At 66.6% G+C, this 23048-nt stretch carries 22 protein-coding genes and 1 tRNA gene; 10 read left to right on the top strand and 13 right to left on the bottom strand.

Going from position 1 to position 23048, the window contains the following annotated elements; all coding sequences use genetic code 11:
- Positions 1 to 46 precede the first annotated feature (46 nt).
- The 5 genes from tolB to HUK68_RS08470 all read left to right on the top strand — a co-directional run bounded on the left by tolB (position 47) and on the right by HUK68_RS08470 (position 3681).
- Positions 47 to 1366, top strand: coding sequence for a Tol-Pal system beta propeller repeat protein TolB (tolB, locus tag HUK68_RS08490; protein WP_175503799.1), 1320 nt, complete (start codon positions 47 to 49; stop codon positions 1364 to 1366).
- A gap of 62 nt (positions 1367 to 1428) precedes the next feature.
- Entirely contained in the window at positions 1429 to 1971 is a 543-nt protein-coding gene (gene pal / locus HUK68_RS08485; RefSeq protein WP_175503798.1) for a peptidoglycan-associated lipoprotein Pal, read from the top strand.
- 8 nt (positions 1972 to 1979) lie between these two features.
- Positions 1980 to 2741: a tol-pal system protein YbgF gene (ybgF, locus tag HUK68_RS08480; RefSeq protein ID WP_244146291.1), complete on the top strand. Its 762-nt coding sequence runs from the start codon at positions 1980 to 1982 to the stop codon at positions 2739 to 2741.
- Positions 2738 to 3559, top strand: a complete 822-nt coding sequence (locus tag HUK68_RS08475) for a tRNA threonylcarbamoyladenosine dehydratase (RefSeq protein ID WP_175503796.1) — start codon at positions 2738 to 2740, stop codon at positions 3557 to 3559. The genes ybgF and HUK68_RS08475 overlap by 4 nt, the downstream gene beginning before the upstream one ends.
- 46 nt (positions 3560 to 3605) lie before the next feature.
- Positions 3606 to 3681 (top strand) — tRNA-Lys (locus tag HUK68_RS08470).
- A gap of 79 nt (positions 3682 to 3760) precedes the next feature.
- On the opposite strand, the gene HUK68_RS08465 is transcribed toward HUK68_RS08470, so the two are convergent.
- Positions 3761 to 4090, bottom strand: coding sequence for a hypothetical protein (locus HUK68_RS08465; RefSeq protein ID WP_175503795.1), 330 nt, complete (start codon positions 4088 to 4090; stop codon positions 3761 to 3763).
- A gap of 449 nt (positions 4091 to 4539) precedes the next feature.
- On the opposite strand from HUK68_RS08465, the gene HUK68_RS08460 reads away from it, so the two are divergent.
- Together HUK68_RS08460 and mqo are read left to right on the top strand one after the other, a co-directional pair.
- A complete protein-coding gene (locus HUK68_RS08460) occupies positions 4540 to 5856 on the top strand; it encodes a dicarboxylate/amino acid:cation symporter (RefSeq protein WP_175503794.1) in 1317 nt (438 codons plus the stop codon).
- 170 nt (positions 5857 to 6026) lie between these two features.
- Complete coding sequence (mqo, locus tag HUK68_RS08455; protein WP_175503793.1) at positions 6027 to 7727, top strand: malate dehydrogenase (quinone); 1701 nt, start codon at positions 6027 to 6029, stop codon at positions 7725 to 7727.
- A 102-nt stretch (positions 7728 to 7829) separates the two neighbouring features.
- Here the strand turns inward: mqo and HUK68_RS08450 are convergent, their stop codons facing one another.
- Positions 7830 to 10115: a DUF6351 family protein gene (locus HUK68_RS08450; protein WP_175503792.1), complete on the bottom strand. Its 2286-nt coding sequence runs from the start codon at positions 10113 to 10115 to the stop codon at positions 7830 to 7832.
- A gap of 493 nt (positions 10116 to 10608) precedes the next feature.
- Here HUK68_RS08450 and HUK68_RS08445 point away from each other — a divergent pair, with 493 nt between their 5' ends.
- Together HUK68_RS08445 and HUK68_RS08440 are read left to right on the top strand one after the other, a co-directional pair.
- Entirely contained in the window at positions 10609 to 10782 is a 174-nt protein-coding gene (locus HUK68_RS08445) for a hypothetical protein (protein WP_175503791.1), read from the top strand.
- 95 nt (positions 10783 to 10877) lie between these two features.
- Positions 10878 to 11057, top strand: coding sequence for a hypothetical protein (locus HUK68_RS08440; protein WP_175503790.1), 180 nt, complete (start codon positions 10878 to 10880; stop codon positions 11055 to 11057).
- Between the two features lie 20 nt (positions 11058 to 11077).
- Here HUK68_RS08440 and HUK68_RS08435 read toward each other — a convergent pair whose 3' ends face one another.
- From HUK68_RS08435 to mltG, 6 genes are all read right to left on the bottom strand, one after another.
- Positions 11078 to 11821 carry an ankyrin repeat domain-containing protein gene (locus HUK68_RS08435; RefSeq protein ID WP_175503789.1) on the bottom strand — a complete coding sequence of 248 codons (744 nt, stop codon included), beginning with the start codon at positions 11819 to 11821 and terminating at the stop codon, positions 11078 to 11080.
- The gene (locus HUK68_RS08430) at positions 11818 to 12624 is read right to left on the bottom strand and encodes a TatD family hydrolase (protein WP_175503788.1); all 807 of its coding nucleotides are present in this window, start codon (positions 12622 to 12624) and stop codon (positions 11818 to 11820) included. Before HUK68_RS08430 ends, HUK68_RS08435 begins: the two co-directional genes overlap by 4 nt.
- A gap of 84 nt (positions 12625 to 12708) precedes the next feature.
- Positions 12709 to 13068, bottom strand: coding sequence for a PilZ domain-containing protein (locus tag HUK68_RS08425; protein ID WP_175503787.1), 360 nt, complete (start codon positions 13066 to 13068; stop codon positions 12709 to 12711).
- A gap of 46 nt (positions 13069 to 13114) precedes the next feature.
- Positions 13115 to 14113 carry a DNA polymerase III delta subunit-related protein gene (locus tag HUK68_RS08420; protein WP_175503786.1) on the bottom strand — a complete coding sequence of 333 codons (999 nt, stop codon included), beginning with the start codon at positions 14111 to 14113 and terminating at the stop codon, positions 13115 to 13117.
- Positions 14110 to 14781, bottom strand: a complete 672-nt coding sequence (gene tmk, locus HUK68_RS08415) for a dTMP kinase (protein WP_175503785.1) — start codon at positions 14779 to 14781, stop codon at positions 14110 to 14112. Before tmk ends, HUK68_RS08420 begins: the two co-directional genes overlap by 4 nt.
- A gap of 33 nt (positions 14782 to 14814) precedes the next feature.
- Complete coding sequence (gene mltG, locus HUK68_RS08410) at positions 14815 to 15843, bottom strand: endolytic transglycosylase MltG (RefSeq protein WP_390887793.1); 1029 nt, start codon at positions 15841 to 15843, stop codon at positions 14815 to 14817.
- Positions 15844 to 15852: 9 nt separating this feature from the next.
- Here mltG and ygfZ point away from each other — a divergent pair, with 9 nt between their 5' ends.
- A complete protein-coding gene (gene ygfZ, locus HUK68_RS08405; protein WP_175503783.1) occupies positions 15853 to 16785 on the top strand; it encodes a CAF17-like 4Fe-4S cluster assembly/insertion protein YgfZ in 933 nt (310 codons plus the stop codon).
- A 72-nt stretch (positions 16786 to 16857) separates the two neighbouring features.
- Here the strand turns inward: ygfZ and HUK68_RS08400 are convergent, their stop codons facing one another.
- The 5 genes from HUK68_RS08400 to HUK68_RS08380 form a co-directional block, all read right to left on the bottom strand.
- On the bottom strand, positions 16858 to 17718 hold the full coding sequence (locus HUK68_RS08400; protein WP_390887792.1) for a YbgC/FadM family acyl-CoA thioesterase: 861 nt from the start codon (positions 17716 to 17718) through the stop codon (positions 16858 to 16860).
- A 4-nt stretch (positions 17719 to 17722) separates the two neighbouring features.
- Complete coding sequence (locus HUK68_RS08395) at positions 17723 to 18652, bottom strand: alpha/beta hydrolase (protein ID WP_175505780.1); 930 nt, start codon at positions 18650 to 18652, stop codon at positions 17723 to 17725.
- 190 nt (positions 18653 to 18842) lie between these two features.
- Positions 18843 to 19514: a hypothetical protein gene (locus HUK68_RS08390; RefSeq protein WP_175503782.1), complete on the bottom strand. Its 672-nt coding sequence runs from the start codon at positions 19512 to 19514 to the stop codon at positions 18843 to 18845.
- Between the two features lie 48 nt (positions 19515 to 19562).
- Complete coding sequence (locus tag HUK68_RS08385; protein ID WP_175503781.1) at positions 19563 to 20045, bottom strand: hypothetical protein; 483 nt, start codon at positions 20043 to 20045, stop codon at positions 19563 to 19565.
- 449 nt (positions 20046 to 20494) lie between these two features.
- A complete protein-coding gene (locus tag HUK68_RS08380) occupies positions 20495 to 23029 on the bottom strand; it encodes an AI-2E family transporter (protein WP_175503780.1) in 2535 nt (844 codons plus the stop codon).
- Positions 23030 to 23048 lie beyond the last annotated feature (19 nt).

Here is a 23048-nt window from a genome sequence, read left to right as displayed (position 1 = left end):
TCCGCTGCGTACGCACCGGGATTAACCCGCACTATGATGGTTGCCAATGACTATTGACCGAACTCCATCCACTTCCTTTTCCGCGGCGGTGCCGCATCCCTCGCGCCGCACCCTGCTGGCGGCGCTGGCCTCCACTCCCGCCCTGCCGGCGCTGGCCCAGTTCCGGGTCGAAGTCACGGGCGTGGGCTTGACGCAGCTGCCGATTGCGATCGCGCCGTTCCGCGGCGAGCCGCAGTCGCCGCAAAAGCTCGCGGCCATCGTGCAGGCCGACCTCGAACGCAGCGGCCAGTTCCGCGGCGTCGACGCGTCGGGCACGCAGCTCGATGAAACCTCGCGTCCCGACGTTGCGCTGTGGAAGCAGAAGATGGCCGACTCGCTGGTCACGGGCAGCGTGACGCGCCTGGCCGATGGCCGCTACGACGTGCGCTTTCGCCTGTGGGACGTGGTGCGCGGCCAGGACCTGGGCGGCCAGGGCTTCGCGGTCACGACGGGCGACCTGCGCCTCGTCGCCCACCGCATTGCCGACTATGTCTATGAGAAGCTCACCGGCGAGCGCGGCATCTTCTCCACCCGCATTGCCTACGTGACCAAGGCCGGCAAGCGCTACAGCCTGTGGATTGCCGACGCCGACGGCGAAAACGCACAATCGGCGCTGTCGAGCCCCGAGCCCATCATCTCCCCCGCCTGGTCGCCCAACGGCCGCCAGGTCGCCTATGTATCGTTCGAGTCGCGCAAGCCCGTGGTCTACGTGCACGACGTGGCCAGCGGCCAGCGGCGCCTGCTGGCCAACTTCCGCGGCTCCAACAGTGCTCCCGCATGGTCGCCCAACGGCGAATCCCTGGCGGTGACGCTGACGCGCGATGGCGGCTCGCAGCTCTATAGCATCAGCGCCCAGGGCGGCGAGCCACGGCGCCTGATGCAAAGCAGCGGCATCGACACCGAGCCGGTGTTCTCCAGCGACGGCCGCACGATCTTCTTCGTCAGCGACCGCGGCGGCGCACCGCAGATCTACAAGGTGCCGGCCAGCGGCGGCAGCGCCGAGCGCGTGACCTTCACCGGCAACTACAACATTTCTCCCACTGTCAGTCCAGACGGACGCTGGCTCGCGTATATTTCGCGCGTGGGCGGAGGCTTCAAGCTGCATGTAATGGACCTGAGCTCAGGCACCGTGACAGCGATCACCGATACCACGGCCGATGAGAATCCGAGCTTTGCGCCCAACAGCCGCCAGATCGTCTACGCGACGCTGCAGCAAGGGCGTGAATCCCTGATGACCACGACCCTGGATGGAAAGATCAAGGCACGGCTGGCCGGCCAGGGTGGTGACATCCGCGAACCGGACTGGGGCCCGTTCCTCAAACACTGATTTTGTCTTTTCTTTCTTAAACGCTATTGCTCATACGTTCCTCGAGAACGCGGAGTCTTTCCATGATTACATTCAAGCGCCTTTCCATTGCCCTGACCGTTGCCGCCCTGATGGCGGGTTGCAGCTCGGGCGTCAAGCTCGACGAAACCCCTGTCACCGACAGCTCGGCCCTCAGCAGCGGCGCGGGTGCCGGTGCCAATGGCAGCGGCGCGGGCCAGAGCGGCGTCTCCGGCGTGGACCTGACCCAGTCGGGCGGCGACAAGGCCGGCCCCCAGGGCGTGAGCCGCATCGTCTATTTCGACTATGACTCCTACGTCATCAAGGCCGATGCGCAAGCCCAGATCGAAGCCCATGCACGCTTCATCAAGGCTTCGCCCAGCCGCAAGGTCGTGATCGAAGGCCACACCGATGAGCGCGGCGGCCGTGAATACAACCTGGCTCTGGGCCAAAAGCGCGCCGAAGCCGTGCGCCGCTCGCTGGGCCTGCTGGGCGTGTCCGACGCCCAGGTCGAAGCCGTGAGCTTCGGCAAGGAGAAGCCCGCCATGCAGGGCATGACCGAAGAAGCCTTCGCCCAGAACCGCCGCGCTGAAATCTCCTACCGTTGATGACCGCAATGCCGTTTTTCCGCATTTCCCGGGTGGTGCTGGCCCTGGCCTGTACCGCGTCCTTCGCAACCGCCAGCCAGGCGGCGATCTTCGGCGACGACGAGGCCCGCAAAGCCATCATCGAGTTGCGCCAGCGCCTCGATGCCATGCAGCAGGCAAACCAGCGCGCCGCCGAAGACACGTCGCAGCTGCGCCGCAGCCTGCTCGATCTGCAGGCGCAGATCGAGACGCTGCGCCAGGACCAGGCACGGCTGCGCGGCTCGAATGAGCAATTGCTGCAGCAGTCCTCGGAACTGCAGCGCCGGCAAAAGGACATTGCCCAGGGTGTGGAAGAACGGCTCAAGCAGTTCGAGCCGGTGGCGGTCACCGTCGACGGCCAGCAATTCACGGCCGATCCGGCCGAGAAGCGCGACTTCGAAGCCGCGCTGGAAGTCTTCCGCGCCGGCAAGTTCGCCGACGCCAACAAGTCCTTCGCTGCCTTCATCCGCCAGTATCCGCGCAGCGGCTACCTGCCGTCGGCGCGCTTCTGGCTGGGCAATGCCCAGTATGCGGAGCGCGACTACAAGGAAGCCATTGCCAACTTCCGCTCGCTGCTCACCGCCACGCCCGAACACGCGCGTGCGCCCGAGGCCGCGCTGTCCATTGCCAATTGCCAGATCGAGCTCAAGGACAACCGCGCCGCGCGCAAGACGCTCGAAGACCTGGTCAAGGCCTATCCGCGCAGCGAAGCCGCAGTCGCGGCCAAAGAGCAGCTTTCGCGCCTGAAATGACGCAGGTCCCGAGCAGCACGCCCAGCGACCCGCTGTCCGATCCCGATCTCCAGCGCCGCTTCGGCGGCCTGGAGCGTCTCTATGGCGTTGCCGGGGCGGCACGCATCCGCGCGGCCCATGTGGCCGTGGTCGGCATTGGCGGCGTCGGTTCCTGGGCGGCGGAAGCTTTGGCGCGCAGCGGCGTGGGCCGCATCACGCTGATCGACCTCGACCAGGTCGCCGAATCCAATATCAACCGACAGATCCACGCGCTCACCTCGACCGTGGGCCAGGCCAAGGTCGATGCGATGCGCGAGCGCATCGCGCAGATCAATCCCGGCTGCGAAGTGCACTGCATCGAGGAATTCGTCGAGCCGGACAACTGGCCCGCGCTGCTGCCGCAGGGTGTGACCGCCGTGATCGACGCCTGCGACCAGGTCAAGGCCAAGACCGCGATGGCCGCGCACGCGCGCCGCCACAAGCAGCTGTTCATCAGCGTGGGCGCGGCCGGCGGCAAGCGGCTGGCGCACAAGGTCGATATCGACGACCTGAGCCAGACCACGCACGACCCGCTGCTCGCCCAGTTGCGCTACCGCCTGCGCCGCGAGCACCAGGCGCCGCGCGACGGCAAGAAAATGGGCGTGGCCTGCGTCTTCAGCCGTGAAGCCGTGGCCCCGCCCGATGCTTCCTGCGCCATCGATGGCGCCGACGGTACCCTCAACTGCCACGGCTATGGCTCGGTGGTTGCCGTGACGGCAAGCTTCGGCCAATGCGCGGCCGGCTGGGTGCTCGACCAGATTGCGTCCACCGAGCCAAAAGTGCTTCAAAATCCATGCTAGAATCGAGTTCTTCGCCAAACAGAGAAGTTGTTCTGTGAGGCAGGTGGGGTCGTTAGCTCAGTCGGTAGAGCAGCGGACTTTTAATCCGTAGGTCGCGTGTTCGAATCACGCACGACCCACCAAGGCATACAAGCAAAGCCTGCTATCCAAAAGATAGCAGGCTTTTTGTTTTATTCCCCATTTGGGAATATGGCTGCGCCATCACTTGGGGCAGGCCTTGCCGTGGTCGGCGCGGTAGCCCTTGGCCCTCGCCGCGGCTTCGGCCATGTACTCGCCGTCCTTGGTTTTCCCGTAATGCCGCGTGCCTTCACAGTGGTACGTCTTGGTGCTGGTGTTGGCCCAGACCTTTCCTTTGCCCCCACCGGCTTTCGGCGCGGTGCCGGGGGTGCTTATGTCAGGATCCGGCGCGGGCGTGGCGGCTGTCGCTGCGGTGTCCGGTTTTTTTGCGGGAGCCGTTGCTGGCTGGGAAAAAGCAGTAGTGGCACAGCACAGGCCCACCACCAAAGCCGGAATATGCAGATGCAATTTCATGGAGACTCCCTTGGAAGTTGATTTGCTCGAACCCAAAAGCATCACGGCGCTTCGGCGACAACGCTTCAAAAGTCGCAGCAATGACAATTCACCTGTTTCACTGAAATTGTCAAGAGAACAAACCCTTGGAATATCCAGGGATGTCTGGAGCGCCTGCTAGAATCGCGCTCCTTTGCGTGAACCTTTCACGCCTGGGAGATCACTGCTGTTGCGAAGCCTGCTATTCAATATATAGCAGGCTTTTTTTGTATGTTTTCCGAGGCCGCGCTTACATCGGCTTGCTTTATGAAATGACCCCACTGCGCGATATGGGCGCTAAATCCGCAGTCTCTCTCTGTGCTTTGCCCCACCGCCGGTGTTCACCCCTCCCCAACCCTTACCTATTGCGCTTTCGCTCTGCGAACGCATGCGCGCCTGTCGGCACGTGCGGCAGAGAACCCGGAGACAGAATGAAATTCAACAAACTCACGACCTGGGTACTGGTGGCGCTGGTCGCCGGCGTGCTCGTCGGCTACGTCTGCCACACCGCCTTTCCCGCCGCCACCGCCAAGGAAATCGCCAGCTATTTCTCCGCGCTGACGGAGATCTTCCTGCACCTGGTGAAGATGATCATTGCGCCGCTGGTGTTTGCGACGCTGGTGGTCGGCATTGCCAGCATGGGCGACGCGAAAAGTGTGGGCCGGGTGGGCGCGAAGGCGCTGGGATGGTTCGTCACCGCTTCGCTGATCTCGCTGATGCTGGGCCTGCTCTGGGCCAATGTGTTCCGCCCTGGCGACGGCACGCACCTGACGCTGCCCGATGCCGGCACGGCCACGCACCTCAAGACGGCCTCGCTGAACTTCAAGGATTTCATTGTCGGCATCTTCCCGAAAAGCATTTTTGAAGCGCTGTCCGGCAACTCCGTGCTGCAGATCGTGGTGTTCTCGCTGTTCTTTGGTTTCGCACTGTGCACGGTGAAAAGCAAGACCGGCGACGTGATCAAGTCGTTTTTCGAAGAGCTGGTGCACGTGATGATCCGCGTGACCGACTACGTGATGCTGTTGGCACCGGTCGGCGTGTTTGCGGCCGTGGCGGCGGCGATCACGGTGCAGGGCCTCGGTGTCCTGGCGACCTATGCCAGGTTCATTGCAAGCTTCTACTTTGCGCTGGCAACGCTTTGGCTGGTGCTGATCGGCGCCGGCTACATCGTGCTGCGCAAGCGCGTTTTCACACTGCTGGGCATGGTCAAGGCGCCGACGCTGATCGCGTTCTTCACCGCCAGCAGCGAAGCCGCCTACCCCAAGACCATGGAACAGCTCGAGAAGTTCGGCGTGAAGGATGAGGTCACGGGCTTCGTGCTGCCCATGGGCTATGCCTTCAACCTCGATGGCTCGATGATCTACCAGGCGTTTGCCATCCTCTTCATTGCGCAGGTCTACGGCATCGAGATGTCCTTTGCCACGCAGCTGTCGATGCTGCTGGTGCTGATGATCAGCAGCAAGGGCATGGCCGGCGTGTCGCGGGCTTCGCTGGTGGTCGTGGCGGCCACGCTGCCGCTGTTCGGGCTGCCCGAAGCCGCGCTCTTGCTCATCATGGGCATCGACGTGTTTCTCGACATGGGCCGCACCGCCACCAACGTCATCGGCAACAGCATCGCGACCGCTGCGGTCGCGAAGTGGGAAGGCAAGCTGGGGGAACCCAAGCCGGATACCGACGACTTGCTGGCGGACGAGGCCATCCCCGCCGAGGGCGCCGACGCGTCCGCAACCCAAGGCCATCCTGCATGACCTTGAAGGCGGGATGCCACTGATGTCCGCGATTGCTGCCGGCGCGCGGGCTGGGCACACTGTCGTCCCCGCGACAGCTTCACCCGGCGACATGCCCGCAGTGCATGCGGGCGGCAGGTCTTGCGCAGTTTTTTCTTTTCAACGATTCGCCAAAGAGACGGAGTATTCTGATGCGGAAATTCAAGATATGGGGTGGCAGCCTGCTGGCCCTGTGTGCGGTTGCGGGTGTGCTGTTCCTGTACTGGCCGCTGCATGAGCGTTCGGTGCCTGCCGCCGGCAATGAGAAGCCGGTGGATGTGGTGCTGGTGGGCGGCGGCATCATGAGTGTCACGCTGGCCACCTATCTGCAGGAACTGCAGCCGGACCTGCATGTGGAGTTGTTCGAACGCCTCGACGGCGTGGCGCTGGAAAGCTCCAACGGCTGGAACAATGCCGGCACCGGCCATTCGGCCTTTGCCGAATTGAACTACACGCCCGAGCTGCCCGACGGCTCGATCGAGACCAAGCGCGCGGTCGGCATTGCCGAGCAGTTCGAGGTCTCGCGCCAGTTCTGGGCCCATCAGGTCAAAAACGGCCGCCTGTCGCAGCCCACCGACTTCATCAACCCGACCCCGCACATGAGCTTTGTCTGGGGCGAGGACCGCATCGAATACCTGCGCAAGCGCTACGAGGCCCTGGTCAAGAACCCGCTGTTCTACGGCATGCAATTCACCACCGACCCGGCGCAGATCAAGCAATGGGCGCCGCTGGTGATGGAAGGCCGCGATCCCGGCCAGAAGGTGGCCGCGACCTATATGCCACTGGGCACCGACGTCAATTTCGGCGTGATCACCAACCAGCTGACCGCAGGCCTGCAGCGCAACAGCAACTTCAAGCTGCAGCTGCAGCATGAAGTCACCGCCCTGCGCCAGGATGCCGACAAGCTCTGGAACGTCACCGTCAAGGACCTCAGGAACGGCCAGGAGCGCACCATCAAGTCGCGCTTCGTGTTCATTGGCGCGGGTGGCGCGGCCATCAAGCTGCTGCAGCTGTCGGGCATTCCCGAAGCCAAGAACTACGCGGGTTTCCCGGTGGGCGGCCAGTTCCTCGCATTCAAGGCCCCGGCCGTGGCGGATCGCCACAAGGTCAAGGTCTACGGCATGGCCGAAACCGGCTCGCCGCCGATGTCGGTGCCGCACATCGACGCGCGCAAGCTCGACGACAAACCGGTCGTGCTGTTTGGCCCGTTCGCACTGTTCAGCACCAAGTTCCTCAAGGAAGGTTCGTGGTTCGACCTGCTGTCGTCGGTCACGCATGACAACGTGGGCGGCATGCTCAAGGTCGGCGGCGAGAACCTCGACCTGGTGAAGTATCTGATGCAACAGGCCGAGCTGACCGACGACGACCGCCATGCCGAGTTGCTCAAGTACTACCCCAACGCCAAGCGCGAGGACTGGCAGCTGGTCACCGCCGGCCAGCGCGTGCAGATCATCAAGCGCGACCCCGAAAAAGGCACGACCAGCCTGCAGTTCGGCACCGAGATCGTGACGGACAAGGACAAGACCATTGCCGCCCTGCTGGGCGCCTCGCCCGGCGCATCGACCGCGCCGCCGATCATGCTGAACCTGCTGGCGCAGGCATTCCCCAAGGAGATGGAAGCCGGCTGGAAGGCCAGGCTTAACCAGATCGTTCCCTCCTATGGCCGCAAGATCAATGACAGCGCGGCACTGACCAACGAGATCCGCGGCATGACAAGCCAGGCGCTGAACCTGCCCTACGTCGAGGTGCCCGCGAATGCGCCCGCTGCGGCGGCTGCCCAGGAGCCGGCAGTGCCGGCGCCAGCCGCACAGCCTCAGCCACGCAACGCCAACACCGAGATGCAGGCGCTGTAAGCCAGGCACTGCGGCTTGAACGGCTCCCCGACAGCAGGACCACGGTCCGGCTCTCGGGGAGTTTTTCATGGCGGCTGCAGCAGCTCCTGCACGCCGGGCGCTTCAATGCGACACTGGCATGGCGCCCAACGGCCTTCCTCCAGGTCCGTCGGCATAGCTCAGCCACTGCCGGGGCGGCGCGTTCTGGCCGCGGCCCGGTTTTGCATAGTCGCAGACGCCATCGGCAAAGACGGCATTCAGGCGCGACCACTGCGCCGGCGAAAAGCTGGCTGCGTAGTCGCTGGCCGCCAGCGGCTTGAGCTGGCACTGCATGATGTCGCTGGTGAGATCCTCGCCCGCCGCCACGCGCGTATCCCGCCACACGGGCCATTCATCGGCAGTCGGCTCGTACAAGGCAGTGGCGCCGGCGCCCGTGACGCTCGAGCGGGTATGGGGATTGGCGGCCGTATTGCAGCGCGCGGCGTCGGTGATCCATCCCGAAGTGCTGTTCCAGCAGCTGTCCACCGCAATCGCCGGCTTGTTGGCCACGATCTTCTCGCGCAGCGATTTCGCGCTGGTGTCGGCTTCGACGGCGGCAAGCCAGTCGTTCATGGCACCGAACCTGCGATCCGCAAATTCAGGCGGCGTGCCCTTGTAACGCCACAGCACCTGGTTGTCGTGGTTGCCATGGTGTTCCAGGATGCGATTTCGGATCACATAGTTGCGGAAATCGTAGTGCTCCTCGAGGATCTGCCAGTTCACACCGGCAATGATCGCCACCTCGCCCAGGCCCTTGCCGTGCGCGACCCGGCCCGAAGCATGCGCAATCTCGGCCGCGCCATCGTCGGCACGCATGCGCGCGGCCTGCCACTGGCCGTTGATGTCGTAGCCGCCGATCTTCTCGTTCAACGACACGAACTGCTCGGCGTCGATCTCACCCTTGTTGAGCGCCGCCAGCCCGTACTGGATGCCGACGTTGTCCAGCGGAGTCTTGGCATAGCCGCTGGCGCCACGCGGGCCAAAGACGGCGATGTTGAAGTCCTGCAAGGTGCAGCGCAGCCCCGCGGGATTGGCCAGCGACCAGCGGTTGGGGTGCGTGCCACAGCCGCCGCCGCCCACCGCGGGATCGATGTAGAAGGCCGTGCGGCTTGCCATGTTGACGCTGGCCGGCCCTTCGCAGACCTGGTTCCAGCGATGGCCTGCGATGTTCGCCCGGTTCATCACGGTGTAGCTCAGGCCTGCCGAGCCGCCGTCGTAGAAGCGCTTGAGCAAGCCGCAGTCGGCAAACTCCCGCCCCGTGGTCCAGGTATCCTGCCAGCCATTGGACGGGAGGATGCCCTGGAGCAGTCCCGGATAGTTGCTGGCGTGCAGGTGCTGCTGGTGGGCCCCGCCCGAGTTGCCCTCGCCTATCGTGTAGCGGATGGGACCATAGGTCTCGGCGATATGCTCCTTGACCATCATCACGGTCTCGGCCGAGGTGACGTCGTTGCAGTGCGAGCCGTAGTTCGTCATCTCCGAGCTGGCCACCATGAAACCGCGGCTGAGCGCGACGTCATCGAGCACACTGCCCGGGTTCGACTGGGTGCGGCCGAACTCGCAGCCCGAGCCGAACTTCCAGTAGAGCTTGCGGTTCCAGTTGCCTACTTCCTGCCAGGGCTGCCAGCGCGCAGTGGCGTCACCCGGGCTGGCCAACATCGCGATGTCGTACTTGCCGCGGTTGATCACACCCCGTTCGATCCGGACGATGTAAGGCACGGCGCTGCCGGCATCGGTCGTGGTCATTGCAATCTGCTCCCGCGCAGGTGGGCTTGCCGGGTCGTACGCGGCAAACCCGCCTGCCAGCGTCCTGTATTGGTAGCGCACCACGGGCGCCGCGATATTGCACTGCGCGTCCAGCGCATCGCCAAGATCGGGGTTGGCCGCGCTGGGCGCGGCGACCTTGGTGGCGCACTCCCAGAACGGCAGTTGCGGGCCCGAGAACACCGGGCCGCCCAGCGGGTGGTTGGTGATTTCCAGCGTCGCTGCCCGGCTCTTTGCCGAGCGCGCGACCAGGGTGTTCTTGCCCAGTGCCAAGCCCTGCACCAGCCCCATGAAGCGGCCATTCTCGCGCAGCGCAAACGCACGGCTCACGTCCTGTCCGCCCAGCGTCACCTGCATGGTCTGGAGATCGCTGGCGTCGGCCACGATCTCGACCAGCGCATTGCCGCCCGACACCAGGTCGGCGCGGTTGGAGATCACGCTGATGGCCGGCGCCGCGCCCGGTTCAGGCTGAGGCTGAGGCTCGGGCACCGGCTCGGCGGGCACCGGGCCCGGTTCGGATACTGGCGGCTTCGGATCATCGCCACCGCAGGCGGCAAGCACCGCCAGGCAGATGGCCAGCGCCGCGGGCAGCTGGATATTGCGTCTCATCATTGCTCCTTGCTTTCGATGGGAAATCGAACGCCTTCGGCACAGTCAGCCGATGGCGTCGTCGGTCTGTGTAAAGACAAGGCAGCGTTTTGTGGACGCAGAGAAGCAGGCGGCGCTCGCGGGCCGGCGCTTCCTCGGGCCGTGGTTTTTTGGCGGTCCCTTTGTCTCCTGGAGCGAATGTAGGGAGGGTCGGTTAATCTGTGAAATGGAAAGAATGAATGAATCTATCTGCGATTCGGATCAATTGCCCCGGCACGCGCGCGCGCCAGAAGCGAAGCCCGAGGCCGCGCTTCGGTGCGCGGTGCCGGGGAGCCTATGTTTCGGGAAAATCCCTAGCCCGCGGCGGGCGCGTGACCAATCCATACCAGCCCCGCGGCTGGATTGCCGTCGAGGGACCGTGCCATCGCCTCTGCCGGGTCGACCTTCCTACAGAAAACCAATGTGTTCCTGCGCTGCGCGTGCATGATGGGGCGTACTTGCAAAGGAGCTGACCATGACACCGACCGAATCGTTCAACACCGAGGAAGAGGCCCATGCCTATGCACTGCAGGCGGGCCTGAGCAACTACCGCGTCGTCGCCGAGCCCGGACCGATCACGGACATGATGCCGCTGGGCGGGCAAGACGGCATTCCCGCCATGCGCTTCGTGATCGAGTACCTGACGTAGGCACGGCGCGCGCCAGCGGCAAGCGGGGCAGCACTCCTACAGCGGATGCGGCCAACTTGCGTCACGCTGGCATCTCCATCCGCCAAAGGAATGCCATGAACAAGCCAACGCCGCCGCAATCGTTTCCAGAAGATGAAGATATGGACCCGGTGGGCAAGCCCTACCCCGAGCAGGAGCAGAAGCAAGAGCAGGTGCCGCAGCCTCCCAACGATGGCGACGATCCGCCCCACCCGCCCTTCTCGCTTGAAAACGAGCCCGATATCGCGCCGGAATAGACCACAGGACAGCGCCGCGCTTACCAGCCTGGACGGCGCTGCTGCTGCTGCGGTTGTTGCTGCGGCTGCTGCTGCTGCTGCGGCTGGGCCGGGCTGCTGCGCTGGCGCTGCTGCGCGCGCGTGAGGCTTTCGACCAGATACTCGCGCGATGCCTGGCGCGCGAAGTCGACGGCCGTCCAGCCGCGCTGGTTCTTGGCCAGCGGGTCGGCGCCATACTTGAGCAGCTGGGCCACGACATCCTCGGAGCCGTACTGCGCCGCCATCATCAGCGCCGTCGTGCCGTTGGGCGACGGCGCATCGACACGCGCGCCCTTGCGCACCAGCAGCTGCACGATGGCCAGGCTGTCTGGCAACGCTGCCGACGTCGCGTAGTGCAGCGCGTTCCAGCCCTCGTTGTTGACGGACGCGCCACGGTCGAGCAGCGTGCGCACGATCTCCAGATGGCCCTTGAGCGCCGCCATCATCAACGCGCTCTCGCCCTGGTCGCTGGTTTCGTCGAGGCGGATGCCGGGCGCCTTCAAAAGCACGTCGAACACGCGCAGCGAATCGCGGTGCAGCGCCGCCACCAGGCCGGGGCGCCCGCGCGAATCGCGCGTGTTGGGGTCGACGCCGCGGAAGATCAGATCCAGCATCGCGCGGTGGTTGTCGCGGATCAGCGCGCGCTCGAAATCCACCTGGTCGTCGGCCTGGGCCATGCCGGCAGCGGTCGCGGCGGCCAGGGTTGCGGCTTGCAGCCAGCGGCGGCGGGTATGCCATCGGTTCATGAAACCACCCCCTTGAACAAGGCGTCGAAATTGGCGCTGGTGAGCGCCGCGATCTCTTCCACCGGCAGGCCGCGCACCGCGGCAATCTGCTTCGCCACATACGGCACATAGGCCGGGCTGTTGGTCTTGCCGCGGTACGGCATGGGTGCGAGATACGGACTGTCGGTCTCGATCAGCATGCGGTCGAGCGGTACGAAGGCCGCGACATCGCGCAAGTACTGCGCATTCTTGAACGTGACGATGCCCGAAAACGAGATGTAGTATCCCCGATCCAGCGCCGCGCGCGCGACCTCGGCGGTTTCGGTGAAGCAGTGCAGCACGCCGCCGGCCTGGCCGGACGAGCCGTCCTCGCCCTCCTCGCGCAGGATGGCCAGCGTGTCGTCCGATGCGCTGCGCGTGTGGATCACCAGCGGCTTGCCGCAGGCACGCGCGGCACGGATATGCACGCGAAAGCGCTCGCGCTGCCATTCGAGGTCGGCCACCGAACGGCCGCCCTTGCGGTCTTCCATGCCATAGTAGTCCAGGCCGGTTTCACCAATCGCCACCACGCGCGGCAAAGCGGCGCGGTCCAGCAGGTCCTGCACGCCGGGCTCGGTCATGTCCTCGGTGTCGGGATGCACGCCCACCGTGCACCAGAAGTTGTCATAGGTGGTGGCCAGCGCATGCACATCGCCGAACTCTTCCATGGTCGTGCAGATGCACAGCGCGCGGTCGACCTGGGCCTCGGCCATTGCGGCGCGGATTTCCGGCAGCTTGTCCGCGAGCGCGGGATAGTTCAGGTGGCAGTGGGAATCGGTAAACATTGCTAACTCTCAAAACAGGAAATGCCGAGCCGCAGCTCCGGACCGGGAGACTGCGGATCGGCATGCAGCCGCACGCACCAGGCGTCAGACGGTCTGCGTGGCCTTGTCCCAAGCCATGGCACTGCCCAGGATCTGCTCGATCCGGGCCCTGAGCTGGCTCGATTTCTCGTCCGGCGGAAACTGTATGCCTATGCCCTGGGTGCGGTTGCCCGCGGCGCGCGCCGGCGTGACCCAGGCCACCTTGCCGGCAATCGGGTAGCGCTGGGTGTCCTCGGGCAGCGTCAGCAGCACGTAGACATCGTCGCCCAGCCGGTACTCGCGCGGCGTGGGCACGAAGATGCCGCCATTGGAAAAGATCGGGATGTAGGCGGCGTACAAGGCTGCCTTTTCCTTGATGGCCAGCTGCATGACGCTGGGACGCGGCGTGTTGGGAATCTGGCTCATGGGAATGCTTGGAATGAAGGGCCGCGGGCCCGCGGCATGCAGGTCCTCATGCCCTGGAGTTTAGGACGCTTCGGCCCCGGGCGACAAGCGCGTCGAGCATCAGGCCCGCATTGAAGGGATGTTCGGCGGTGCGCAGCGCGGCCGTGAGTTCCTTGCTCCAGGCCGCAAGCACTGCGAGCGGCGCGGGCGCGGGCAGGTCCGAAGGCGCGAAGTAGCGCGGCGCGGCGCCGCCGGCGCGCGCCAGCTGGTCATGGCAGATCTTCTGCAGCACGCCGATCAGCTGCGCGGGCGCGAAGTCGGCAAATGCCGTGGCATCGCCCTGCGCCAGCGCGCGCGGCAGCTGCGTCCAGGCCTGGGCTGGCTTGCCGCTGCGCGCCAGCGCCAGCGCGTCCTCGGGACGCCCGCCCGAGGCCTTGAGAAACGCCTGGGCCGCGGCAGCGTCCACGCCCTGGGCTTGAAGCCAGTCACCCATGGCGGCCTCCTCGGGCCAGGCCATGGTGTGGATCAGGCAGCGGCTGCGGATGGTCGGCAGCAACTGGTGCGCCGATTCACTGGCCAAAACGAAGCGCACGTCGCCAGGCGGCTCCTCCAGCGTCTTGAGCAGCGCGTTGGCGGTGATCGCATTCATTTGCTCGGCCGGATACACCAGCACCGCCTTGCCACGGCCGCGCGCGCTGGTGCGCTGCGTGAACTCGACGGCATCGCGCATCGCATCGACACGGATTTCGCGGCTGGGCTTGCGCTTCTTGTCGTCGATGTCGGCCTGGGCCTTCTCCGACAGCGGCCAGCCCAGCGCCAGCATCTGGGTTTCGGGCATCAGCACGCACAGGTCGGCATGGGCCCGCACGTCGATCGCGTGGCAGCTCGCGCACTGGCCACAAGCCGCGCCGCCCTCGGCGGCTTCACAGAGCCAGGCGCGCACCATTTCCAGGCCCAGCGCGTACTGGCCCAGGCCTGACGGGCCCTGCAGCAGCCAGGCATGGCCGCGCTGCGCCAGCAGCGCCCGGCGCTGGGCCGCGATCCAGGGCGCAACGGCGGCGCTCATTGCGGGTCCTGGCCCGCGGCGGCGGGCAGCCAGCCGCGCTGCGCAAAGACCGCTTCGAGCTGCTGCCAGACCAGCGCGCGCGCGTGGTTGGCGTCGATGCGCGCAAAGCGCTGCGGCGCGGCCCCGGCACGGTCGGCATAGCCCTGGGCCACGCGGCGGAAGAACTCCAGCGGCTGGGCTTCGAAGCGGTCGGGCAGCCGGGCATGCGACAGGCGCTCGGCCGCGACTTCGGCGGGCAGGTCGAACCAGACCGTGAGATCGGGTTCGCGCAGCTGCGCGGGATCGGGCGCCACGCCGGTCTGCACCAGGCGTTCGAGCTGGGCGAGCGGCGCGCGGTCGAAGCCGCGGCCCGCGCCCTGGTAGGCAAAGGTGGCGTCGGTGAAGCGGTCGCACAGCACCACGTCGCCCCGCGCCAGCGCCGGCTCGATGACCTGCACCAGGTGGTCGCGCCGGCCCGCGAACGCCAGCAGCGCTTCGGTCAGCGGGTCCATGGCATCGCCCAGCAGCAGTGCGCGCAGCTTCTCCGCAAGCGGCGTGCCGCCGGGCTCGCGCGTCAGCACCACCTCGCGGCCCTGCGCGGAAAACGCATCGGCCAGCGCCTTGATGTGCGAGGACTTTCCCGCGCCATCGATGCCTTCAAAGGAAATAAACAGGCCAGTACGGCTCATCGACAAACTTTCTCAATAGCTGCGGCGCTGCGCTCAGCGTCCGCGCTGGTAACGGTTCACGGCCCTATTGTGCTCGTCCAGCGACGCGCTGAAGTGGCTGCTGCCATCGCCGCGCGCGACGAAGTACAGCGCCTTGGTGGCGGCGGGCTGCACCGCGGCCATCATCGAGGCCTTGCCGGGCATGGCGATCGGCGTGGGCGGCAGGCCGCTGCGGGTATAGGTGTTCCACGGCGTATCGGCGCGCAGGTGGCTGCGGCGCAGGTTGCCGTCAAACGCTTCGCCCAGGCCGTAGATCACCGTGGGATCGGTCTGCAGCGGCATGCCGATGCGCAGCCGGTTGATGAACACGCCCGCGATCTCGGCGCGATCGGCGGCGCGGCCGGTTTCCTTCTCGACGATGCTGGCCAGGATCAGCAGATCGTCGGGCGTGCGCAGCGGCAGGTCGGCGGCGCGCATTTCCCACACCTGCTGCAGGCGCCGGTCCATCGAATGCAGGGCGCGGCGCAGCACGGCCACGTCGCTGCTGCCCTTGGCATAGGCATAGGTATCCGGGAAGAAACGGCCTTCGGGCGCGACGCCGGGGCGGCCGAGCTCGGCCATCAGCGCTTCGTCGCTGAGCGCGGCCGCATCCTGGCGCAGGAACTCCTCGCGCGCCAGCGCCGCGCGCACCTGGCGCCAGTTCCAGCCTTCGACCAGCGTCAGCGCGCGCAGCGACTCCTCGCCGCGCGCGAGCTTCTGCAGCAAGTCGTAAGGCGTCGTGCCCGCAGGAATTTCGTAATTGCCGGCCTTGATCTGCCGGTCCTGCCCCGAGAGCCGGAACCAGGCATAGAGCAGACGCGCATCGGTCTGCACGCCGGCCTTGACGACATTGCGCGCAACGCCGCGCGGCGTGGTGCCGGGCTCGATCTCCAACTCCAGCACGGGCGCGCCCTGCGGCAGCGGCCGAAGCAGCCACCAAGCTGCCGCGCCCCCGGCCACGAGCGCCATCACCAGCAGAAAAAGCAGTCCCTTGAAGAATCTACGCACAACCTTTACCGCCCCTTGAAAATGACCGGGCATCATAATTCACCCATGACCCAGTCCCTTCATGGCATTGCCCCCATTTCCCATCTCGGCGTGATCCGCGTGCAAGGCGATGACGCCGCCAGTTTCCTGCACAACCAGCTGACACAGGACTTCGCGCTGCTGGATCTGCAGCATGCGCGCCTGGCCGCCTTTCTGTCGGCCAAGGGCCGCATGCAGGCCAGCTTCATCGGCTTCAAGCGCAGCGCCACCGAAGTGCTGCTGGTCTGCAGCCAGGATCTGCTGGCCACCACGCTCAAGCGCCTGTCGATGTTCGTCATGCGCGCCAAGGCCAAGCTCAGCGACGCCACGGCAGAGTTTGCGCTGTACGGTCTGATCGGCGACGCCGTGGCCGCGGCCGGCGGTCCGGCGGCGGGCGGCCAGCCCCAGGCCGCGCCCTGGGACAAGCAGGACGTGGGCGAAGTCAGCCTGGTGCACCTGTATCCCGCGGCGGGACAGCCGCGCGCGCTGTGGGTCGCGCCCCAAGGCACACCCCTGCCCCAGGCCGCAGCCCTGCCGCCCGAAGCCTGGCTGCTGAGCGAAGTGCAAAGCGGCGTGGCCACGCTGAGCGCGCCGCTGTTCGAGCTGTTCGTGCCGCAGATGCTCAACTACGAATCGGTGGGCGGCGTGAACTTCAAGAAGGGCTGCTATCCAGGACAGGAAGTCGTGGCGCGCAGCCAGTTCCGCGGCACCCTCAAGCGCCGCGCCTATCTGGTGCAGGCCGATGCCGCGCTCACACCGGGCATGGAAGTATTCGCCGCCAGCGACGCCGAGCAGGCCACGGGCACCGTGGTGCAGGCCGCGCCCACGCCGGACGGCCATTGGCTGGCCCTGGTGTCGATGCAGATCGCCTCGGCGCAAGAAGCGCTGCATGCGGGCAGCGCAAGCGGTCCGGTGCTGGCGGTGCAAGCGCTGCCTTACGCGCTGCTGGAAGATATCTAGGCCAGGACGTTCATCCTTCGACGAAGCTCAGGACGAACGGCTCCGAACAGCGCATGCAATGAAGGGCATGCCTCAGAAGCTGCGCACCATGGTGATGTGCGCAATGCCGGCTTCCTCGTAAGCCTCGCCCAGCACGCTGAAACCCGCGCGGCGGTAGAAGCCCTCGGCGCTGCGCTGGGCGTGCAGTTGCACTTCGCGGTCGCCACGTGCCTGCGAGGCGGCCACCAGCGCATCGAGCACCTGCCGGCCCAGCGCGCTGCCGCGCAAGTCCTTTTCCACGGCCATGCGGCCGATGCGGCCCACGCCTGGCGACTCGGTGATCAGCCGGCCCGTGGCGACGGGCATATCGAGGCGGTTGTACAGCACCACATGGCGCGCGGCCTCGTCGCGGCCGTCGACTTCGATGGCCGGGTCGATCTGCTGCTCGCGCACGAACACGTCCATGCGCAGCCGCATCGCATCGCGGCCCAGCGCATTCCAGTCGCCGGTGCGCACTTCGCTCACGCTGCGCCCCGCCTCGTAGTCGTCGATCAGTCCGCGCAGCGCCGCAGGCACAGGGCGCGAAGTTTGTTGCGCGGGATCGGCAAACACATACACCAGCTCGACACTGCTGAGCAAGGCCTGGCCGTTCCAGATGCCGATCTCGAAGCGCAGCGACGAGTTGCCAATGCCGGCACAGCGCACGCCCACGTCCAGCACGTCGCCATAGCGTGCCGACGCGTGGTATTCCACCGTGGCCTTCTTGACATACAGCTCGCCCTCCAGGCGCGCGAAGCCGCTGTCGTAGGGCAGCGCCAACGCACGCCAATAGGCGCTGATCGCGGTGTCAGCGTACATCATGTAATGTGCATTGAACACGATTTTTTGGGCATCGACCTCGGCCCAGCGCACGCGCAGGCGGTCGAAGCAGCGAAACGATTCTTGGCACAGCATCAATCTAGTTCTCCGTTGAAAAAGCCAGGCGCAAGGCGCGCGCGCAGTCCGCATGGGCCTGCAGCGCCTCGGGGATCGCGCGGCCCATCTTGATGAATTCGTGGGTCACCCCGCGGTAGATCTCGAGGTCCACCGCCACCCCAGCGGCGCGCAGGCGGTCGGCATAGGCCACGCCCTCGTCCACCAGCGGATCGCATTCGGCCAGGCACACGAAGGCCGGCGCGACACCCTCGAGATCGGGTGCATTCAGCGGCGCGAAACGCCAGTCGTCGCGGTCGGCGGGGCTGCGCACATACTGGTCGAAGAACCAGGTGATGCCGGCTTCCTCGAGCACCATGCCATGCGCGAAGCGGCGGTGCGAATCGGTGTCCTGGTGCGCGGTGGTGCCCGGGTAGATCAGCAGTTGCAGCGCCAGCTCGATGCCCGCATCGCGCGCCAGGATGGCATTCACCGCGGCCAGCGTGCCGCCCGCGCTGTCGCCGCCGACGGCCAGGCGCGCGGGGTCGGCTCCCAATGCGGCAGCGTTCTGCGCCAGCCATTGCAGCGCATCCCAGGCGTCATTGCTGGCAGTGGGAAAGCGGTGCTCGGGCGCAAGCCGGTAGTCCAGCGAGAGCACCATGCAGCCAGCCTGGCGCGCAAGCTCGCGGCACAGCACGTCGTGCGTCTCGATGCTGCCGATGGTGAAGCCGCCGCCATGCAGGTACAGCAGCACCGGCAGCGGAGCGTGCGGCGCAGGCGCCGGAGAATACAGGCGCGCTGGCAGCGGCTGGCCGTCGCGTGCCGGCACGCGCAGGTCTTCTACGCGGGGCAGCGCCGGTTTGGCGATTTCCAGCACGCCGGCGCCAGCGGCATACGCGGCGCGCGCGGCGTCAGGCGACAGGCTGTGCGAGGGCGGGCGCGCAGCACGCTCCATGCGGCGGATCACATCGCGCATGGGCGCGGTCAACAGGTTTTGGGCAGCAGTCACGGTAAGAAGGGGCATGCTGCCGCGCGCCACCAGGCAGGTGCAGCAGATCATGCGGACAAGGGATAAGCCGACACCGGCAGCCGCCATCATGCCGCAAGCTGCGCGCCGTGCGGGACTGGAGGGCGCCGGCAGCTGTCCCCCAGGCCTCATTCATCGCTCAATCGCACCCTTGCGTGAAGTTCACGGCCACCGGGCTCGAAGCATCGTCGCCAAGCACGACGGCCACACCCTCATAGCGGCAAAAGCCTTGCGACGTTTCGGCCGGCCGCAGGCTCAGCGTGGACCGCGGCTGCAGCAAGAAAGCCGGATCCTGCGCGAACTGCGGCCAACGCTGCGGCATGTCTGGGTCGGGCACGGCTGCGGCGAGATCGCTCTCGGTCGCATATTCCGGCCATCGGATATAGCCTGAATAGTCCGGCTGTGGCGCGGCTCGAGGTTTGGGCGCACGCCAGAAGTCGGGCCGTACGCCGGCCCAGGGAAAGCGGTTGTAGAAACCTGAACCGATGCGCTTGCGCGCCCGGGAGCCCGCACCTGCAGCGGTATACGGGCCCGCCATGGTGGCAAATCCACGCTGCCGTGTCGCCAGCGCAATCCTGAAGCCCGCACTGAAATGCCGCGCTGCAAGTCCGCTGCCATCGGCTTCCGGCGCCAAGGGGCAGTGCAGCGCCGGCGCGGTGATGTCGTGCAACGGCACCTGCTCGATGCCTACGCCCAGCCGGAAGGCGATTTCCTTGGCCATCATCTTCTTGAGCACCTCGGCGTCCGGGGGAGCGGCTGGGGAACAGGCCATGCCGCACAGCGGCGCGGCGAAGGCAACTGCGCCCAGCATCGCGCCCGCGATGGATTGGATGGAAGAGTGCATAGCAAGCCCTCCTGCTCAACGGCAGCGCCGGCTGAAGTGCACAGCTACGGGGCTGGAGTAGTCGAAACCCAGGACGACCGCGACCCCCTCGTAGACACATTGCCGCGGCGCTGGGGCCCGGGCCGCACTGCCGGGCAGCATCCGCGCCACTTCCGGCTCGGCGCCGATGACCGGCTGGAGCGCGGGGGGCGATGGCAGCGGCCCATATCCCGATCGTTCGGCCACGGACCAGCGAAAGCCCGCACTGTGGTGGTAGGCGCCCAGTCCGCTGCAATCCGCCCCCAGCGGGTACGGGGTATGCAGATGCGGCGCCGAAATGGCGCCGAGCGGAAACTGCGCCGCGCTCATACCCAGGCGGTGCGCGATCTCGCGCGCCATCATCTGCTTGATGCGGTCTGGGTCGGAGGGAACGAGCGAACAGGCCATGCCAGCGGCCGAAGCCGCGAGAGCGGCAATGCCCACGGTGCTAGCGGTAAAACGTCGGGTGTTGCGATTCATGGGACCTCCTTTGCAATCACCAAGCCGGCGGGCACGGGTCGCGCGTCGCCACGCCGGGCATGAATGAAACCGTGACCCAAGGACATCGGCGCCCGCAATTCACGGACACCGGCTTGAAGGCCATGGCCCGGCACCACGGCTGCGGGTGCAGTGCAGACCGGACGCGTGGCTGCCACCAGGCACGGCGCGTGATTTGCAGTATGGGAAGCGGCGAGGACGCAAGAAGCAGTAAGACTGCTGCCGGCATTGGCTTCGCCCGGCGCGTGAATCCGCTGCGGCAAGGCAGCGCCGCAAGCGGTTTGCCTCTGGCAAGCTAAAGCAGGCAGGAATGCGTCAGGACAATGCAGTGCCCGCGCGCGTTGTCCTCGATTTGCAACAACTGGCGCAATGCGCGGTCCATGCCGCGCTGCCAGCCGGTGCGTCAGCGCCCTGCGCTGCAGCCAATCGCCTCAGACCATTGCCGCGCCAGGCGGCGGACCCAGCAAGGGGTCGGAGGGCAGTTCTTGCGCCGGAGCCTTGGGACCGGCATCGGACGGCGGCGGCACCTCGGCGGGCGTCGACAGCGCAGCCTGCAACTGGCGTGCCATGTCGTGCAGCAGCTCGAATTCGCTGTCGGCGAGGCTGCGCGGTTCGGTGTCCATGATGCAAAGGCTGCCCAGCACCGCGCCATGCCGGTCGCATAGCGGCACGCCGGCATAAAAGCGGATCTTCGCGGCCTGCAGCACCGGGTTGTCCGCGAACCGCGGATCGCGCGCGATGTCCTCGACCTCGATTTCCTCTCCATCGTGCACTACATACGAGCACACCGACAGCGCGCGTTCGAGCCCGGGATGATCGGGATCTCCGCCCAGCGAGGGCATCAGGCTGCCCGGCGTATGCACCCAGTCGGCATCGACCAGCGACACCTGGGCGAAGGGCACGTGGAAGGCGTTGGCTGCCTGGACCACCATGTCGCGGATATCGTCCGTGTGGCCAGGTTGCAGCCACCCGCTCGCATGCAGCGCCGCGACCCGCGCCGCATCTCCCTCGCCGACCGGCGCGGGGCGCGGGCCGCCCCCGGGTGCCGGCGCGAGCAGCGCGTCGATGCGCAGCAGCAGTTCGCGCACGCTGGTGGTGATCGCGTCGACGCCGAGCTGCGCAGCCGCATTGTCGGCCAGCAGTTCCGGCGGAGCATTCCACAGCACCAGCACGATGCGCAGGTCCGGCCAGCGCCGGCGCAAGCGCCGGCAGATCTGGCGTACCTGGGCCTGGGGCTGCGGCGTGAAGACCGACAGGCACAGCAGCTCGACCTTGTCCCAGCTGCGTTCATCCGGGGCCTGCACGCGCGGCGTGAGTGCATGCGGCGAGTGGCTCACGTCCTGGCCGGCCAGCGCCAGGGCATGCGCCATGGCGGTGGCGGCAAGCGCATCGACCTCCCAGCGCGCGCCCACGCAATGCACGCGCGCGCGGCGCGCCGGCGCGGCGTCAGGATGGGGGCGGGCCGGGTACTGCTCCGCGAGCTCGGCCAGCAGCAAGTCCATTCCCTGCGCCAGGCGCAGCCGGTGCGCGGCCGTGGCCGCACCGGTATGGTGGCTGGTGGCCACGCGCAGCGTCGGCATGACGACCTCGTCATACATCCGGGTCACGGCATCGCTCCACTGGGTGGGCGTGGGCTTGGCCGGCACCAGCGCTTCCACGGTCTCGGTGCACAGCTCGATGGCTTCCTCGACATCACCGCCCAGCAGACGCTGGTAGAGGCGGTGCGGCGCATCCAGTACCGGCGTGTTGCCCAGCAGCACCTCCATGAACTGCAACGCCGGCAGATAGCGTCCCAGCACCAGCAGGCAGACGGTCAGCGGCGTCGACAGGATCAGCCCCACGGGACCCCACAGCGCCGTCCAGAAGGTGGCCGCCAGGATGATCGACAGCGTCGACAAGCCGGTGCTGGTGCCGTAGAGCCAGGGTTCGATCACGTTGTTGCTGACCAGCTCGAGCACGAGGATCAGGCCCAGCGTCCAGAGAAACATGTTCCAGCCGGGATCGACCGCGAAGGCCAGCGCCAGCGGAAACACCGCGGAAATCAGCGGCCCCACGTAAGGAACGAAGCGCATGATCGCGGCCACCACGCCCCACAGGATGGCGCCCGGAACGCCGATGAACCAGAGCGCGGCCGCCATGGGAATGCCATAGCTGGCGTTGACGATGAACTGCATGCGCAGATAGCGGCCGATGCGCTGCGAGGCTTCGTCAAGGGCGTTGGTGGCCAGATGCAGGTTGCCGCCCATCAGCCGCACCAGCCGGTCGCGCAGGTCGTCGCGGTCCAGCAGGATCAGCACCACGAACAGCAGCACGATGCCGGCCATCAGCACGGGTTCGCTGACGCGGTCCAGCCAGGCCGTGAACTGTGCCAGCGGCTTGAGCTCGACGGGCTGGATCTCGACTCTTTGCACGCGCGGCGCCGCGGCGCGTCCGACCGGGCCGACGATTTCCTTTTCCACGGTGTCGTAGGTCTTGCGCGCCCCATCCCAGACACTCGGGCCGGAGACATACTTGCGCAGGTCGCGCAGCTTGGTGCGGATGGTGTTCTGGTAGGTCGGCAGGTCGGCGCTGAGCTGGCTCACCTGGTTGCCCAGGTAGGCCCCCATGCCCCCGAGCGCGCACAAGGTGATGGCCACCACCACCAGCGTCGAAGCCAGGCGCGACAGTCCCCAGCGCTTGAGGCGGCTGACCGCGGGATCGAGCAGGAAACCCAGCAGCAAGGCCAGCGCCAGCGGCACCAGCAGGTCGCGGCCGAAATACAGCCCGACGATGACCAGCGCGGCAATCAGCATGCCCACCAGTACCCGCAGCGCCGGCAGCATCGCGGCCAGCTGGGCGAACATGGGAGCCTCCACGGCGGCCGGCTCGGGCGCCGGGCCGCGGCGCGATCCTCCCGGCACGGGCTGCGCGGCGGGCACCGCCCCGGATGTGGAAGCCGCGGCAGTGGCGTTGGAGGTATCGGGCATGGCAGGAAAAAGAAATGGG

The organism is Comamonas antarctica (assembly GCF_013363755.1).
Taxonomy (GTDB): Bacteria; Pseudomonadota; Gammaproteobacteria; order Burkholderiales; family Burkholderiaceae_C; genus Comamonas; species Comamonas antarctica.
The sequence above is the reverse complement of the archived record's forward strand: the minus strand, read 5'-3'. Positions and strand labels throughout refer to the sequence as shown.